This window comes from Lignipirellula cremea (assembly GCF_056501455.1).
In genome coordinates, this window is record NZ_CM151415.1 from 3,717,189 (window position 1) to 3,730,977 (window position 13,789).

12 protein-coding genes are annotated in these 13,789 nt (G+C 66.3%); 6 read left to right on the forward strand and 6 right to left on the reverse strand.

The genetic code is table 11. From position 1 onward, the window contains the following. The first annotated feature begins 26 nt into the window (after nt 1-26). From dxr to SH602x_RS14700, 3 genes are read left to right on the forward strand one after another with little or no spacing between them, the layout of a single operon-like run. Nucleotides 27-1,250, forward strand: coding sequence for a 1-deoxy-D-xylulose-5-phosphate reductoisomerase (dxr, locus tag SH602x_RS14690; protein ID WP_479473020.1), 1,224 nt, complete (start codon nt 27-29; stop codon nt 1,248-1,250). Continuing rightward, complete coding sequence (locus SH602x_RS14695) at nt 1,235-3,502, forward strand: site-2 protease family protein (protein ID WP_479473021.1); 2,268 nt, start codon at nt 1,235-1,237, stop codon at nt 3,500-3,502. The genes dxr and SH602x_RS14695 overlap by 16 nt, the downstream gene beginning before the upstream one ends. A 49-nt stretch (nt 3,503-3,551) precedes the next feature. Next, nucleotides 3,552-4,253 carry an HAD-IA family hydrolase gene (locus SH602x_RS14700; protein WP_479473022.1) on the forward strand — a complete coding sequence of 234 codons (702 nt, stop codon included), beginning with the start codon at nt 3,552-3,554 and terminating at the stop codon, nt 4,251-4,253. 10 nt (nt 4,254-4,263) lie between these two features. Here SH602x_RS14700 and SH602x_RS14705 read toward each other — a convergent pair whose 3' ends face one another. Beyond that, nucleotides 4,264-5,115 carry a hypothetical protein gene (locus SH602x_RS14705; protein WP_479473023.1) on the reverse strand — a complete coding sequence of 284 codons (852 nt, stop codon included), beginning with the start codon at nt 5,113-5,115 and terminating at the stop codon, nt 4,264-4,266. A gap of 72 nt (nt 5,116-5,187) precedes the next feature. After that, complete coding sequence (gene folK, locus SH602x_RS14710) at nt 5,188-6,120, reverse strand: 2-amino-4-hydroxy-6-hydroxymethyldihydropteridine diphosphokinase (RefSeq protein ID WP_479473024.1); 933 nt, start codon at nt 6,118-6,120, stop codon at nt 5,188-5,190. Between the two features lie 257 nt (nt 6,121-6,377). Between folK and SH602x_RS14715 the strand changes: the two genes are divergently transcribed. From SH602x_RS14715 to SH602x_RS14725, 3 genes are all read left to right on the forward strand, one after another. After that, the gene (locus SH602x_RS14715; RefSeq protein WP_479473025.1) at nt 6,378-7,646 is read left to right on the forward strand and encodes a histidine kinase; all 1,269 of its coding nucleotides are present in this window, start codon (nt 6,378-6,380) and stop codon (nt 7,644-7,646) included. Nucleotides 7,647-7,798: 152 nt separating this feature from the next. Further along, the gene (gene floA / locus SH602x_RS14720; protein WP_479472326.1) at nt 7,799-8,863 is read left to right on the forward strand and encodes a flotillin-like protein FloA; all 1,065 of its coding nucleotides are present in this window, start codon (nt 7,799-7,801) and stop codon (nt 8,861-8,863) included. Between the two features lie 30 nt (nt 8,864-8,893). Beyond that, nucleotides 8,894-9,385 carry a hypothetical protein gene (locus SH602x_RS14725; protein WP_479467621.1) on the forward strand — a complete coding sequence of 164 codons (492 nt, stop codon included), beginning with the start codon at nt 8,894-8,896 and terminating at the stop codon, nt 9,383-9,385. Between the two features lie 145 nt (nt 9,386-9,530). Here SH602x_RS14725 and SH602x_RS14730 read toward each other — a convergent pair whose 3' ends face one another. From SH602x_RS14730 to SH602x_RS14745, 4 genes are read right to left on the reverse strand one after another with little or no spacing between them, the layout of a single operon-like run. Next, a complete protein-coding gene (locus SH602x_RS14730; RefSeq protein WP_479473026.1) occupies nt 9,531-10,613 on the reverse strand; it encodes an Mrp/NBP35 family ATP-binding protein in 1,083 nt (360 codons plus the stop codon). A gap of 1 nt (nt 10,614) precedes the next feature. Beyond that, nucleotides 10,615-11,127: a hypothetical protein gene (locus SH602x_RS14735; RefSeq protein WP_479473027.1), complete on the reverse strand. Its 513-nt coding sequence runs from the start codon at nt 11,125-11,127 to the stop codon at nt 10,615-10,617. A 2-nt stretch (nt 11,128-11,129) separates the two neighbouring features. After that, nucleotides 11,130-11,711, reverse strand: coding sequence for a hypothetical protein (locus SH602x_RS14740; RefSeq protein ID WP_479473028.1), 582 nt, complete (start codon nt 11,709-11,711; stop codon nt 11,130-11,132). Nucleotides 11,712-11,769: 58 nt separating this feature from the next. Beyond that, nucleotides 11,770-12,561 carry an SDR family NAD(P)-dependent oxidoreductase gene (locus SH602x_RS14745; protein WP_479473029.1) on the reverse strand — a complete coding sequence of 264 codons (792 nt, stop codon included), beginning with the start codon at nt 12,559-12,561 and terminating at the stop codon, nt 11,770-11,772. Nucleotides 12,562-13,789: the final 1,228 nt, after the last annotated feature.

Genomic DNA, 13,789 nt, shown 5'->3' on the forward strand with positions numbered 1-13,789 from the left:
TCGCCTTTTCCGAACAGGTCTCAAGCGTGGAGGGTCGTCCGCACGTTCCAGGAGCCGCTCCCGTCGATTCTCCTTCGACGGATTCTTCGACCAGCGGTCGGGCGGCTCCGCGGGGGCTCGCTATTCTCGGATCGACCGGCAGCATCGGGCGGAATTGCCTGGAAATCGTCGCCGCGCACCCGGACCGCTTCCGCGTCGTGGCGCTTAGCGGCCACCGGAATCTGGACCTGCTGAGGAAGCAGGCCGAAGCCTTTCGCCCGAAATACGTCATCCTGACGGACGGTCAGCCGGCCGACGTCGGCGGCTTTCCTGCGTCAACGCAGGCGCTTCGGGGGGACGAGGGGATTCGGCGCGCGATCGAAGATCCCGAGGTCGACCTGACTGTCGGGGCGATCGTCGGCTCGGCGGGACTTTCCGGAGCGCTCGCTACCGTCGAATTGGGAAAACCGCTCGCTCTGGCCAATAAAGAGACGCTCGTCGTCGCCGGTTCGATCGTCATGCGGACCGCGAAGCGGACGGGCGCGGCCATTCTGCCCGTCGACAGCGAGCACAGCGCCATCTTTCAGGCGGCGCTCGCGGGCAAGCCGAGCGAGATCCGGAAGGCCATTCTCACCGCCAGCGGCGGCCCGTTTCGCGATCTTCCCGCGTCGTCGTTTTCGGACGTCACGCCCGAGCAGGCGCTCGCCCATCCCAACTGGGATATGGGGGCGAAGGTCACCATCGACTCCGCGACGATGATGAACAAGGCGCTGGAGACGATCGAGGCGAAGTGGCTGTTCGACCTGACGGCGGACCAGATCGCGGTGACCGTCCATCCGCAGTCGATCGTGCATAGTCTGGTGGAATTCTGCGACGGTTCGGTCATCGCGCAGCTCAGCCCGCCCGACATGCGATTGCCCATCCAATACGCGCTCGGCTATCCTGAACGGCTTGCCGGATGCGTCCGTCCGATCGACTGGACCGACGTGCTGCGCCTGGACTTCCGACCGCCCGATCGGGAAAAATTCCCGTCGCTCGCGCTAGGAGAGGAAGTTCTTCGGCTCGGGGGCACTACGGGCGTCGTGCTTAACGCCGCCAACGAGACGGCGGTCGCCGCGTTTCTCGATCGGCGACTGACCTTCGATCGCATCCCGGCAGTCAGCCGGGCGATCCTGGACGTTCATCATTACGAGGCCGAGCCGACGCTCGAGACGCTGACCGCTCTCGATCGCTGGGCTCGCGCGGAGGCTGCGAAGTGGATCTGTTCTTGAGCGGACTCGGGCTTCTCGACTCGTTTCCCGCCGTCTCGGCGTTCGCCGGGATGAACCTGCTCGCGGCGATGGATCTTCTCGACCCGGCGTTCTGGATCAGCGCGCTGCAGGTAGCGATCGGCCTGGGCTTCGTGATCTTCGTACACGAACTTGGGCACTTCATGGTCGCCAAGGCCTGCGGCGTGAAGTGCGAGAAGTTCTACATCGGGTTCGACTTCTTCGATCTGAAGATCGGCAACGTCGTCATCCTGCCCCGCGCCCTCTTCAAGTATCAATGGGGCGAGACGGAGTACGGCCTGGGGATCATCCCGCTGGGCGGTTACGTCAAGATGCTGGGTCAGGACGACAACCCCGCGAACGCCGAACGCGAAACCGAGCGTACGCGCGTCTACAAAGACGGCGCTTCCGGCGACGACGAGTCGCACATTCCGTCCGGCGATCTGCCGCCCGAACCGACGTCCGACACGCCGCCCGCTTATCAGCTCGACCCGCGGAGCTACACCGCGAAGACCGTTCCGCAGAGGATGGCGATCATCTCCGCTGGCGTGATCATGAACCTGATCTTCGCCGTGATCTTCGCGGCGATCGCGTACGGTCCCGGCGTGCAGTACACGCCGACGATCGTCGGCGCCGTCCAGCCGGGGAGCCCCGCGTTCACGTCCGGCATTCAGCCGGGCGACTACATCATCAGCCTCAACGGCGGCGAGCGTTCGCGGCAGCTTCGCTGGGAACGCGAGCTGCGCATGGCGTTCGCGCTTTCCAGCGGCGAAAAGATCCCGGTCACCGTCGGTCGCGGCGTCGGCACGGGAGACGACGACTTCGCCGAAGAGATCGACCTGATTCTCGTGCCGGAGAAGGCCGATCCGGAAATGCCGGTCGCCACCATCGGCGTGCTTCCGGCGACCGATCTGGTCATCTCCCCGTACACGCTCAAGGGCGGCTCGAACCCGTCGACGGAGCAGGCCGGATTCCAGGCAGGCGATCGCATCGTTCGCGTGACCGGGCCGTTCGGCGAACTCGTACCGAAGACCGGCATCGACGTCCAGCGTCTGATGGCGAACCATCCGGACCAGACGTTGACCGTGGTCGTGAGTCGGATGCCGGAAGACTCGGCGAACGACGATCAGGCGAGGCCCGTCGAGGTCGAGGTCGTTCTGCCGCCGACGCCGCTCAGGACGCTCGGCCTGCAGATGAAGATGCTGCCCCTCGACGGCGTGCAGAAGGATTCGCCCGCCGCCGTCGCCGGCGTGAGGGAAGGCGACGTTCTGATCTCCTTCGACGGTCAGCCGATCGTCGACCCCACGTCGCTCGACGACGCGGCGCTCGCGCTCGCCCAGTCGAATCCGGGGCAGGCGGCGACGCTCGAAGTCGAACGGGGCGGCAAGCGGGAGACGCTGAACATCGTTCCCCGCGAGCGAACGCAGCGAAACGTCATCTCCATGCCGACGATCTCGTCGGGCATCGATTCGCTGGGGATCTCCGTTCCCGTCGATCAGGAAGTCGTCGCCGTCGATCCGGCAGGACCCGCCGCGGAGGTCGACCTGCAGCCGGGCGACCGGATCGTGGCGTTCGCCTTCGAGATCGACGAAGCGACGCAGAAGAAATACGCGGCGAACGACGTCGAGTTTGATCTGAAGAAGCGCGACCTCGACTATCCCAACTCTTGGACCTTCATCGACGCCGTCGTGCAGGAGCAAATGGCGCCGGAAGTTCGGCTCAAGCTGTGGCGCAAGCGGGGCGACGCGGTCGCCGAAGTGACGCTCCAGCCCTCGATCGTCGAGGGGCGCTTCCAGGGCAATCGGGGCGTCGCGCTGGAAGCGCTGGAGCGCCTTCGAGTCGCCGACGGTCCGATCGACGCGATCCGGCTCGGCGTTCGCGAAACGTGGGACGGCATCGTAATGGTCGCCGTCACGCTCAAGAAACTGGCGACGGGCGGCGTCTCCGTCACGGCGCTGGGGGGACCGCTGACCATCGTGCATGCGGCCAAGTCGCAGGCCGATCAGGGCCTTCCGCGGTTCCTGATCTTCCTGACGCTGCTCAGCGCGAACCTCGCGGTCATGAACTTTCTGCCGATCCCCGTCCTCGACGGCGGGCACATGATGTTCCTGATCTTCGAAGGCATTCGCGGCAAGCCGTTGAACGAGAAGTGGCAGATGGGATTGACCGTCGCGGGCCTGTTCATGGTGATGGGGCTGATGGTCGGCGTCATGGCGCTCGACCTCACGCGGTACTACACGTTCTGGACCTCGTGAGCACGTCGCCTCTTCGCCGCTCGTTCGTCGCCTCCGCGTCTCGCTCGGCATGAGCGAGGCGCCGCGGGGAATCGTCTTCGATGCGGTCGGCACGCTTTTCTATGCCGACCCTCCGGTCGCCGAGGTCTACGCCTCCGTCGCGGGACGCTTCGGCGTCGCGATCGACGTGCTGCACGCCCGGCAGCGGTTCAAGATCGCGCTCGCGACGATCGGATCGACCGGGCCGCTAAGCGACGCGGTCGAACGGCTCCGGTGGATCGAACGCGTGCGGTTCGTCTTCGCGGAGAGCTTGCCGGAAAGCGATTCGACGCTGTTCGATGAACTGTTCGAGGCGCTCTGGAACCGCTTCGCGCAGCCGGGCGTCTGGCGGCTGTACGACGACGTCGAGGACGCGCTCGGCCTGGCGCGCCGTCGCGGGTTTCGCCTGTCGGTCGGGTCGAACTTCGACTCGCGGCTGCACTCGGTCGTGGAGGGCCTTCTGCCGGGGCGATTCGATGAGGTGGCGCCTGCCACGGCGCTCGGCGCGGCGAAGCCCGATCTGCGGTTCTTTCGCGGCGTCGAGGCGAAACTCGGCCTGCGTCCGAGCGAACTCACGATGATCGGCGACGAAGTACGGGACGACGCCGCAGGGGCGACCGTCGCCGGCTGGTCCTATCGACTCCTCACCGCCGATCCAGCGTCGAGGACGAGCCGCTCGCCTGGCTCGATGATCGCGATCGTCCGCGAGTTGCCGGCGATACGCCGCGAATAGCGAGACCGCCCTACGAGCCCTGCGAGCCGCCTGTCGGTTCGATCAGTCGGTCGAGGATCTTCATCACGACGGCGCGGTAGACGCTTTCGAGCAGGGGGTACTTCTTGATCGTCTGCATGACGTCGTAGGCCGCCTTGCCGCTCTCGGCGTCCATCTCCTGCTCGATCGACGTGCCGTGTCGGTCGACCAGCGTCGCGACGTAACGCTCGGAGCCGTTCGCCTCGTCGGTTTCCAGGCGGACGTCATGCAGTTGGGCGCTGGAGGTTTCGAACTTGCGTGCGGTCGGCTCCGCCGCCGGGACAGTCGCCCGTTCGTCGAGCTTCATCGCCCGGGAAAGCACGCCGCCGATATCGCCGACAGCCTCTTCCGAAGAGACGGTCGTCAATCGTCCAGCCAGTTCCTCAAGCTGGTCGAGATTCTGATCGCTCGATCGGGCGCGGCTCTGATCGGTCGCCTGATCGACCCACTTCGCGGCGATCGACTCCTCGGGCAACGGAGCTTCGGCAGCGCGGTCGAGCAGCGCTTCGTCGATCAGATCGAACGACCAGTCGTCTCCCCGGGCGACGTGCTCGGCCAGCAGCCTGTCCGGCGTGAATTCGTTCTCCGCCGCCTCGATCGTGACCGTGATCGGTTCGACCCGCTCTGCGACGCCGGCGACGATCAGCACGCGAGGTTCCGGATTCGACGACAGCCAGAGCAGATCCAGCAAACCGAGCAGCGTCAGGCCGACGAGCAGGCTCGCCAGAAAGTGGATCGCGAAGCTCGAACCGACGCCGACGAGCGCGTGTCGAATGCGTCGCCGGGCGCCTGACGGGAAGTCGGCGTCGCTGACCGCGTCGATTGCGACCGCCGGGGCAGTCATCGCGAAGGTTCCGATCTGCGGCGCCTGATCGCCGTCTATGGCACCACCCTGCCTGCGCCCGCCGCGCGAGCGTCAGCCCTGCATCGCCTGAAGCGCCGCGACGATCTCCACTTCCGCCGCCTCCGGATTCGCCGCGTTCACGCGAATCCACGGGGCGGGCGCGTACGACCGGAGAATCTTCGCCCAGCGCGCCGCGAGCGAAGGATCCTCGTCCGGGAGGTAGAGATCGATCAGCAGCCTGGGCGCCGGTTGGTCGGCGACTAGGCTCGAGTCTGCTTCGCCGCGCGACGTCTCCGCCCTCCAGAGTAATGACTCGCCTGGCCAGAAGTCCAGAACGACGACGAGCGGCGGGCCGGCGCCGGACCCCTCAGCAGCCTTCGCGAAGGCCGCTGAGATCGCATCGATGCGCCCGCGAGGATGGTCGCTGGAGGGACCTGCCGAGGCTCGAATCGCGAGCGTGTCGTCGCTCCGGCCCGCCAGGTTTTCCGCGATTCGCGACGCGTCGACGCTCGAAATTCCGGTCAGCATCGCCACGTTCGGCGCTTCTCGCAGATGCCGGGCCATGTTCCCGATCGTCCAGCCGGTTATCGGGTGAATCATGTCGGCGGCGATCTCGGCTGCCGGATCGAGCACGAAGCGCCGGCTCGCCATTCGCGGATGCGGGATCTCGACTCCCTGTTCCCGGCAGACGGCGTCGCCGTAGAGGAGCAGATCGAGATCGAGCTTCCTCGCCTCCCACCGCGTCCGGCGGGTTCTTCCGAGCGACGCTTCGATTTCGAGCAGGGTCCGGATCGTCTCCCGGGGCGACCGGTCCGTCCGGATCGTCGCGCAGGCGTTGAGAAACGTCCCCTGACCGACGGGTCCGCCGATCGGCCTGGTCTCCAGAAACGAGGAGGCCGCGACGAGTTCGATCGCCGCATGACCGGCCAGCGCATCGAGCGCCGAGGTCAGCGTCTCTGCCGGCTCGCCCAGGTTGGCGCCCATCCCGATCAGGCAAAACGGCATCGGCGAACAGGGAAGGGGAGGGAGATGCGAGGCGCGATCGCCGCGGCGGCGTCAGCATTCTGCCCTCCGATCTCGTTGCGGCAAAGGGCCTGCGCGATCGTCGCGATCCCTGCGACCGGCGCCGACGTCGACGAATCGCGACCCGGGGCGTTGCGGAAAGTCACCGAAAATTTGCCGATGCGTTACGGGAGCGTAGCGTTTTCGCAGCGTACGTCTCCGCGCGCTCTGCGGAGAACCGAAAAGCGAAAGATGCCACGATGAAGACGCCAGCCGATCGACTGCTCGAACTGCAAGACGATGGTCCGCGTCGCCGGCGAGCCCGTCGCCGCTCCGAAGAAGAGCGGCGCGCGACGGGGTACGGATTCGGTACCGGCGTCGATCGACCGACCCTCTACCGGATCGATTCGACCGCTTCGGACGCCTCGACCGACGATTCGCCGGCGAACTTCGCGGAACGGGAACGCCGTCGCACGTTGCAGATCGCGGCGCGACTCGCCGGGGGAGAGATCCAGACGCGACTGCGACGGGTCTCCCTGTCGGGATTGCTGGAGGGCCTGCGCCGCCGGTTTCTTTCCTACGCCCTGTCGCGGCGGATCGCGTTCTCGGTCGCCGTGCCGGAGTTCCCCGTCAGTTGCCTGGCCTCGGACGAACTGCTGGAGGCCATGTCGCGGGCGCTGATATGGAACGCCCTCGAATGCGTCCCCCCGGGCGCCGTCGTCCGCGTCGCGACCACGGTCGATCAGGCATCGCAGACCGCGAAGATCGAGATTCGCGATAACGGACCGCTGCTCGCGCCCGAAGAGTGGGAGAGCTTTCGCGCGCAGCTTCACCGGGTCGCTCGACCGAGCGAATTGTTCGAGATGCCTCGCCCGGAGTTCGCGCTGGCGATGCAACTGGCGGAGATGTCGGGCGTGTCGCTCTCCCGGCGCGACCGACTGGCCACGAATATCGTCGAGGCGACCCTTCCGCTGCGCCCCGGCGCGGACGTCCTTTCCCGACTCGCCCGCCGCTCCCATGCCGGCGGCGCCGAGATGCTTTCGGCGTTCTCGCTCGAAGCGATCGGCGTTTCGGCGGAGGATGCGATCGCCGTCGAAGAGATCGCCCTCGGGTCGCTGCCCCCCAACTCGATGGTGTGGCGCACGCGAGTCGACGGCTGGTTCGCCGTCGCGCCGGCGACTCCGCTGGAGTGGTTCGACTGGTATCGCCGGTTCGCCGCCGCGCTGCATCTGGAGGGAATCCGTACGGGTCGCAGGCTTCCGACGCCTGACTGGACCTATCACGGCGCGTGGCCGGCGAAGTCCGACGAATCGGCGCTCGCTTCGCTGATGGGCGTCTTGTCCGAAGAATCTCGCGCCGTCGCAGGCGAATCGCGGCCCAGCCGCACGGCTCCGGCGGTGACCGTTCCGATGCCCGAGTTCTGCCGCGTGGACGAGGCTCAGGACGCTCTCCGACTGCTCGGCTATCGCCGCTTCCGCCAGGAATCGAGCGAGTGGGGCGAAGTCCGCATCGTCGCGGAACGGAGCTGAGCGCGAGGCGTCGCCCCCATCCAGGGCCTCCCGCGAACGGCGATTTCGTCGCGTTCCCTGTGCATTCGACCTGCCGGTCTGCGCATAATGAGCAGGCGTCAGGCGACCTGTGATTTCGTCGCCTGGCCGTCGCTTCCACTTGGCAGGGCCGGATGACCACGCTTCTCGCGCAGGCAGATATTCCGCAGTGGCAGATTCTGTCCGGCTTCTTTCTGGTCGGACTGATCTTCGTCGTCGGGCTGATCGTGCTCGGCGTCTTCGCGCGCTACTTCCGGCTGTACATCCAGTCGTTCATGTCGCGTGCCGGGATCGGCATCTGGGATCTCGTGGGCATGACCTTCCGCAAGGTCCGGCCCGAGGTGATCGTCCAGGCGAAGATCATGGCCGTGCAGGCGGGCCTGGTCGAAGAGCAGGGGATCTCCACCCGCGCGCTGGAGGCCCATTACCTGGCGGGCGGCAACGTGCTGATCGTGGTCAGGGCGCTGATCGCGGCCAGCAAGGCCAAGATCATTCAACTCAGCTTCCGCGAAGCGACGGCGATCGATCTCGCCGGACGCAACGTGCTGGAAGCGGTGCAGACGAGCGTCTATCCGAAGGTGATCGACTGCCCGCCGCGATCGTCGGGGAAGGAATTCCTCGAGGCGGCGGCGAGCGACGGCATTCAGCTTAAGGTGAAAGCCCGCGTCACCGTTCGCACGAACCTGCAGCAGCTCATCGGCGGAGCGACGGAGGAGACGATCGTCGCCCGCGTCGGCGAAGGGATCGTGGCCGCCATCGGCGCGACCGACCACAACCTCGTGCTCGAAAATCCGGACGTCATCTCGAAGCGCGTGCTCGCCCGCGGACTGGACGCCTCGACCGCGTTCGAGATCGTGTCGATCGATATCGCTGACATCGACGTGGGCGAGAACGTCGCCGCCCGACTGCTCGCCGATACGGCCGAGTCGGATACGGCGGTCGCCCAGGCGCTGGCCGAAGGGCGTCGCGCCCGCGCGGTCGCGAAGGAACAGCAGAACGTCGCGATGATCGAAGAGGCCCGCGGCAAGCTGGTCGAATCGGAGGCCGCGGTGCCTCAGGCGATCGCCGACGCATTCAGCGCCGGTCGCATCGGCATCATGGAGTATTACCGCCTTCGCAACGTGCAGGCCGACACCGACATGCGAAATGCCATCGCCGGGCAGGGAACCGCGGCGCCGATGATCGGCAAGTCCGCGTAAAGATCCTCGCCCGAAAGCAGCCAGAGCGACATGTCCGACGATCTAGGCGATTTCCTGAAAGAAGCGGCGCGACGTCGCAAGGAGCGTCGCGAGCGCCAGGAAGGGGCGAAGCCTCGTTCGCGCCCCGTCGAACTGGAGCAGCCCTCCGCCCGGGAGTTGAGCCAGGGAGAGACCGAGGTTCGCCAGACCCTTTCCGATCGATCGCAGTTCGGCAAAGAACAGGCGATGGGGGAGCGCGAAGCGGCTCGCTACGCCGCTCGCGAAAAGCGCCAGGAACGCGTCGGATTCGCCGATCTCTCGGCGGCGGAGAAGAAGCCGCAGGCTGCGTCCCATCCGGGACTTTCCGCGGGTCCCTCGCCCGTGCCCGGGGCGTTCGCTCAGCCGCAGCCGGCCGTGCGAGCGATCGACGTCGCGCGGGAGACCGAAGCCCAGGCCCTGCTGCGCCTGTTGCGTTCCCCCAGCGGCATGCGGCAGGCCTTCCTGATGGCCGAGATCCTTCGCCCGAAGCATCTGGACGGTTAGAGCGCTGCTGTTCCCTGCGGCGCGAATTCGGGCGACATGTCCGGCGTGTCTCAAGGCTGTCCGGTTGGAGCCGTACCTTCGAGCCATGTGCCACGGCAGCCGTGGCACGCAGCCTTTTCACCCGCGAAGTCTCGTCAACGCCGCTTTACAGCACCGGCAGTTCGAACTGCGCCGCGCCGGCGCTCGTCTTCGCGCGGGAGACTTCCTTCGCGACGGCGTAGGCGACCCGCTCGAGATAGGGCGCGATCTGCGGATCGTCGAACGCCGCGGGCGACGTGCCGGCGTCTCCATGCTCCCGCAGCGGGATGTGAATCGGCACTTCGCCCAGGAAGGGGATGCCGAGTTCTTCCGCTGCCGTGCGGGCGCCGCCGTGACCGAAGATGTCGTAGCGCTTGCCGTTGTCGGGGCAGAGAAAGAAACTCATGTTCTCGACCATGCCTAGGATGGGGATCTCGACCTTGCGGAACATCGAGATCGCCTTCACCGCGTCGAGCAGCGCCACTTTCTGCGGCGTGCAGACGGCGACCGCGCCGGTGATCGGCAGCATCTGCGACAGCGTAAGCGGAATGTCGCCCGTGCCCGGCGGCATGTCGATGATCAGGTAATCGAGGTCGCCCCATTCGGTGACCGCGAGGAACTGGGCGATCGCCTTGTGAACCATCGGCCCGCGCCAGACGACCGCCTGGTCGGTCGGAACGAGCAGGCCCATCGACATCACGGGGACGCCATCGACGCGGATCGGCTCGACCTTGTTCTGTTCGTTCGCGTGCGCCATCTCCCGCACGCCGAGTAGCTGCGGCGCGCTGGGCCCGTAGACGTCCGCGTCCAGCAGACCGACCTTCGCCCCGGTGCGATGCAGACCGAACGCGATGGCGGCGGCGATGGTGCTCTTGCCGACGCCTCCCTTGCCCGAGCCGACGGCGACGACGCTCTTCGCCCTCAGTTGCACCTGACCGAGCGGCGTCGGTCGCGACGGGTGCTCGAGCAGGCCGATCTTGACTTCGCGGATCGCCGGGTCAATCGCCTTCAGGCGTTCCTCGATCGCTTCGAGCGTCTCCCGCCAGAGGGGCGCGGCGTGCGTCGTGAGCGCCAGATCGAAGCGGACGACGCCGTTCTCGATCGACAGCTTGCGTACCTGCCCCGTCCCGAAGAGCCCTGCTCCCGTTTCGGGATCGGGGTAATCGGAAAGGACGCGTTCGACCTGCGTGCGGAGTTCGGCTTCGTTCATGTCAGCGTTCGGTTGGTTCGACAGGCGCCTCGGCGTGCGACGGCCAGGGAAGCGCGCGGAGAATCTCGGTCAGCGGATCGACGGCGTCGGAAGGCAACTGGTCCAGAACGCGGCGGCGGAGTCGCCACAGACGGTCGCAACAGGCGATCGACGCCGCCGTGTCGGACCATGTCCAGTCGATCGCATAATGCGCCGGGCGCCTACCCTCCGTACCGAGCCGAATCCAGGTCGCTCGGGAGTTCTCGACGACGCTTCGCATCGCGAAGTCGAGGAAGTCGGCTTCGGACAGGGCCTCGCATTCGACGGCGACGACGCTGGCGGGAGCGGCCGCGAGCGCCGCCTCCAGTTCGGACAGCGTCTCGCACCGCCTGAGCCGATCGCGCGACCGCTGGGCCGGCATGGCGCCCCGGGAGGGCTCGTGCAGTCCGACTGCGGCGCGTCGAAGGGCGTCGCTCCACCGGCTGCCGCGCTCGAACGTCAGAAAGTCGCAGTCGCGGCGGGAGAATCGGACCATGGTCAGTCGGTCTCGCCCTTCCGCAACTCCGTGCTGAGCAGGGCCCATCCGCCCGCGATCAGCAGCAACGCACCGACGGCGAGCATGACGAGGCTGACGACGATCGCGGAGCCCATCGTCGCGTGCTGCTCGCGACTCTGAATCGTCGGCGGCGTCATGCGGGGTTCTTCGTTCAGTTCACGATCGCGGACGAGCTCCCACATGCGGTAGGCGTCGGCGGCCGGCATCTCCCGGACGAACTCGAACTCGGCGTCGAGAGCTTCCTGACTGACTTCGTAGATCTCGATCCGCTCCCGGACGTACCAGAACGTTAGCGCTCCGCCGCCGCCGAGCAGCAGCATCAGCAGGCCGATCGTGAACAGCCCGGCGCCCCAGCCACGTCGGCTGCGAGCGCGGTCGATCTGCCTGGGATCGGCGGCATGCGAAGCGCGAGCGTCGGCCGGCTCGAGCCGCCTGATCTGCATCAGCGTCGGAAGCGACGCCTTGGCGCCGCATTCAGCGCATCGCGACTCGGCGCCTGCCTGATCTTCGGAGACGATCGCGACGTTCCCGCACTGCGGGCAGGGAAAGCGGTATTTCGCCATAGCGATGCGTCGTCACGTTGCGAAGGGAATCAAGCGGAGCGTAGGAACGCGACGGCGATCAGCCGGGCGCGGCCGACCCTCGCGAAGCCCACCAGGGAAGCGTAATTCCGCCGTCGATGAGCAGCGTGCTGCCGGTGACGTAGTCGCTGGCCGGATCGGCGAAGAACATCACGCCGCGGGCCATCTCTTCCGGGGTGCCCAGCCGTCCCAGCGGGATCTTCGAACCGCCGACCTGGAGGGTATCTTCGCTGGCGAACTTGCGCTCGCCCGGCGTGTCGGTCCAGCCCGGCTGCACGACGTTGATGCGGATGCGGTGCTCGGCCGTTTCGATGGCCGCGGTACGAGCCATATGCTCGATCGCCGCCTTCGACATGTTGTAAGCCATCGCCCGGGGCGCGGGGATGTAGGCGTGAGGCGAGCTGACGATCACGATCGAGCCGCCGTGCCCCTGGGCGATCATCTGCTTCGTCGACGCGAGCAGCGTATGGAACGCGCCCCACATGGTCACGTCGATCGTGCGCCGGAAGCCCTTCATGTCGGCTTTGAAGAAGATCTCGCGATCGCTGTAGACCGCGTTCGATACGGCGATGTCGAGCTTCCCGAAGCGCTCGACCGCTTCGGCGACCATGGCCTCGACCGCTGCCAGATCGGAGACGTCGCCCTTGCGCGCGAACGCGTCGCCGCCGGACGCCTTGATCTTCTCGACGACCTCGGCGGCGTCCTTTTCGCTTGAGTGGTAGTTGACGACGACGTTCGCCCCTTCGGCGCCGAAGCCCTCGGCGATCGCTCGCCCGATGCCGAGGCTCGCGCCGGTGACCAGAACGGTAAGTCCCTTGAACCTGTCGGGCATAAGGAGCTGCTGCGAGAAGGGAGTGGGTCCTCGTCCGCTGCCGCATTCAGGCGAATCAAGGACGCGGAAAGCCTTCAGGTCGCGACGAATCGCGATCCCAGGTGTCGCGTCGAAGACGGCATCGGGCGTGCGGGAGCTTCCGCATCGGCGGTTATGTTAGCCCCCTCATTCGCCAGCCACAAGAAACCGTGCTGACAGCGCGAGCAGCGATGCGCAGCCTTCGAAAACTTGTGGGGAACCCCTCGGGCGCCTTTCCTAATTTACCCATTCGCCGCAATTAGTGCGTCGATACTCGGCCGCGTTGACAAGTCCGGGCGGAAGGCGTGGTTCTTCCCCCATAAAATTTGTAGACGCTCCTTAAAGGTTCGTTACAATACCGACGACATTCAGAACTTCGCGGACGGGGCTCGAAACGGTCCCGCCACAAATGGCCCTTCGGGGCACGGCCTGTCAGGACGACGAGTCCTGACAGTCGAAGAGCGTCAGGTCGCGGCAACGAGCGGCGTCGGTCGCAAGACGATCGATCGGTCCGACTCTCCAGCAGGCACGATCTGACTTCGGGGCAGCACTACCAAAGTCTGTCGACATCGGCGGTCGACAGCGAATCTGTAAGGATGCGCGCAGCTTCGTTTCGCTTTCCACCTTGTTCGTCGTCAGGCGTTCTCGCGACGACGACGGCTTTCGCATCAGGACGTTTTTCGAACGTCCAGTGCGAACGGATGCGGTGACGATTCGGACTAACGCGACCTGACGGATTCGACGCGAAAAAGACGCGGCGGTTTCGGGACTTTCGGCAAGGTTCCCGCCTCCCTTTCGTCGGCTTCGATGCGTACTTGCGGCAGGATGTCATTCTCTTTCCAAATGGGCACGTAACCCGGCCGGGAAGAGGTTTAGCGATTAGACTACTGAGTAGCCACGAGTAGCCCGTCGACCATGCCTGCGAAGCATCCAGCGCCGGGAACAGCAGCGTTCGATCGATGCGTCTCGATCGACGTTCGTGAACCGAATCGCTCATCTCGCGTAAGAAGTTCCGTCACGCCCGCCCGACTTTCCGGATCGCGCCGCGGTCCGATCGTTCGAGGGGGCTATTTCACGTTATCGCCGACGCCTTCGTAGCCTGACGCCGCGAAGACGCCCCGCCTGTCCGAGAACACGTTCGCGATCTGTCCGACCGGGAATCCGACGCCGACCGCCGTCGCTCCCCCTCGTCTTCGCGACCCACCGCCCA

Bases quoted from the DNA above. Each gene is read 5' to 3' on its own strand.
- SH602x_RS14700 (WP_479473022.1), top strand. From the start codon at position 3,552: ATGAGCGAGGCGCCGCGGGGAATCGTCTTCGATGCGGTCGGCACGCTT.
- SH602x_RS14705 (WP_479473023.1), bottom strand. From the start codon at position 5,115: ATGACTGCCCCGGCGGTCGCAATCGACGCGGTCAGCGACGCCGACTTC.
- folK (WP_479473024.1), bottom strand. From the start codon at position 6,120: ATGCCGTTTTGCCTGATCGGGATGGGCGCCAACCTGGGCGAGCCGGCA.
- SH602x_RS14715 (WP_479473025.1), top strand. From the start codon at position 6,378: ATGAAGACGCCAGCCGATCGACTGCTCGAACTGCAAGACGATGGTCCG.
- floA (WP_479472326.1), top strand. From the start codon at position 7,799: ATGACCACGCTTCTCGCGCAGGCAGATATTCCGCAGTGGCAGATTCTG.
- SH602x_RS14725 (WP_479467621.1), top strand. From the start codon at position 8,894: ATGTCCGACGATCTAGGCGATTTCCTGAAAGAAGCGGCGCGACGTCGC.
- SH602x_RS14730 (WP_479473026.1), bottom strand. From the start codon at position 10,613: ATGAACGAAGCCGAACTCCGCACGCAGGTCGAACGCGTCCTTTCCGAT.
- SH602x_RS14735 (WP_479473027.1), bottom strand. From the start codon at position 11,127: ATGGTCCGATTCTCCCGCCGCGACTGCGACTTTCTGACGTTCGAGCGC.
- SH602x_RS14740 (WP_479473028.1), bottom strand. From the start codon at position 11,711: ATGGCGAAATACCGCTTTCCCTGCCCGCAGTGCGGGAACGTCGCGATC.
- SH602x_RS14745 (WP_479473029.1), bottom strand. From the start codon at position 12,561: ATGCCCGACAGGTTCAAGGGACTTACCGTTCTGGTCACCGGCGCGAGC.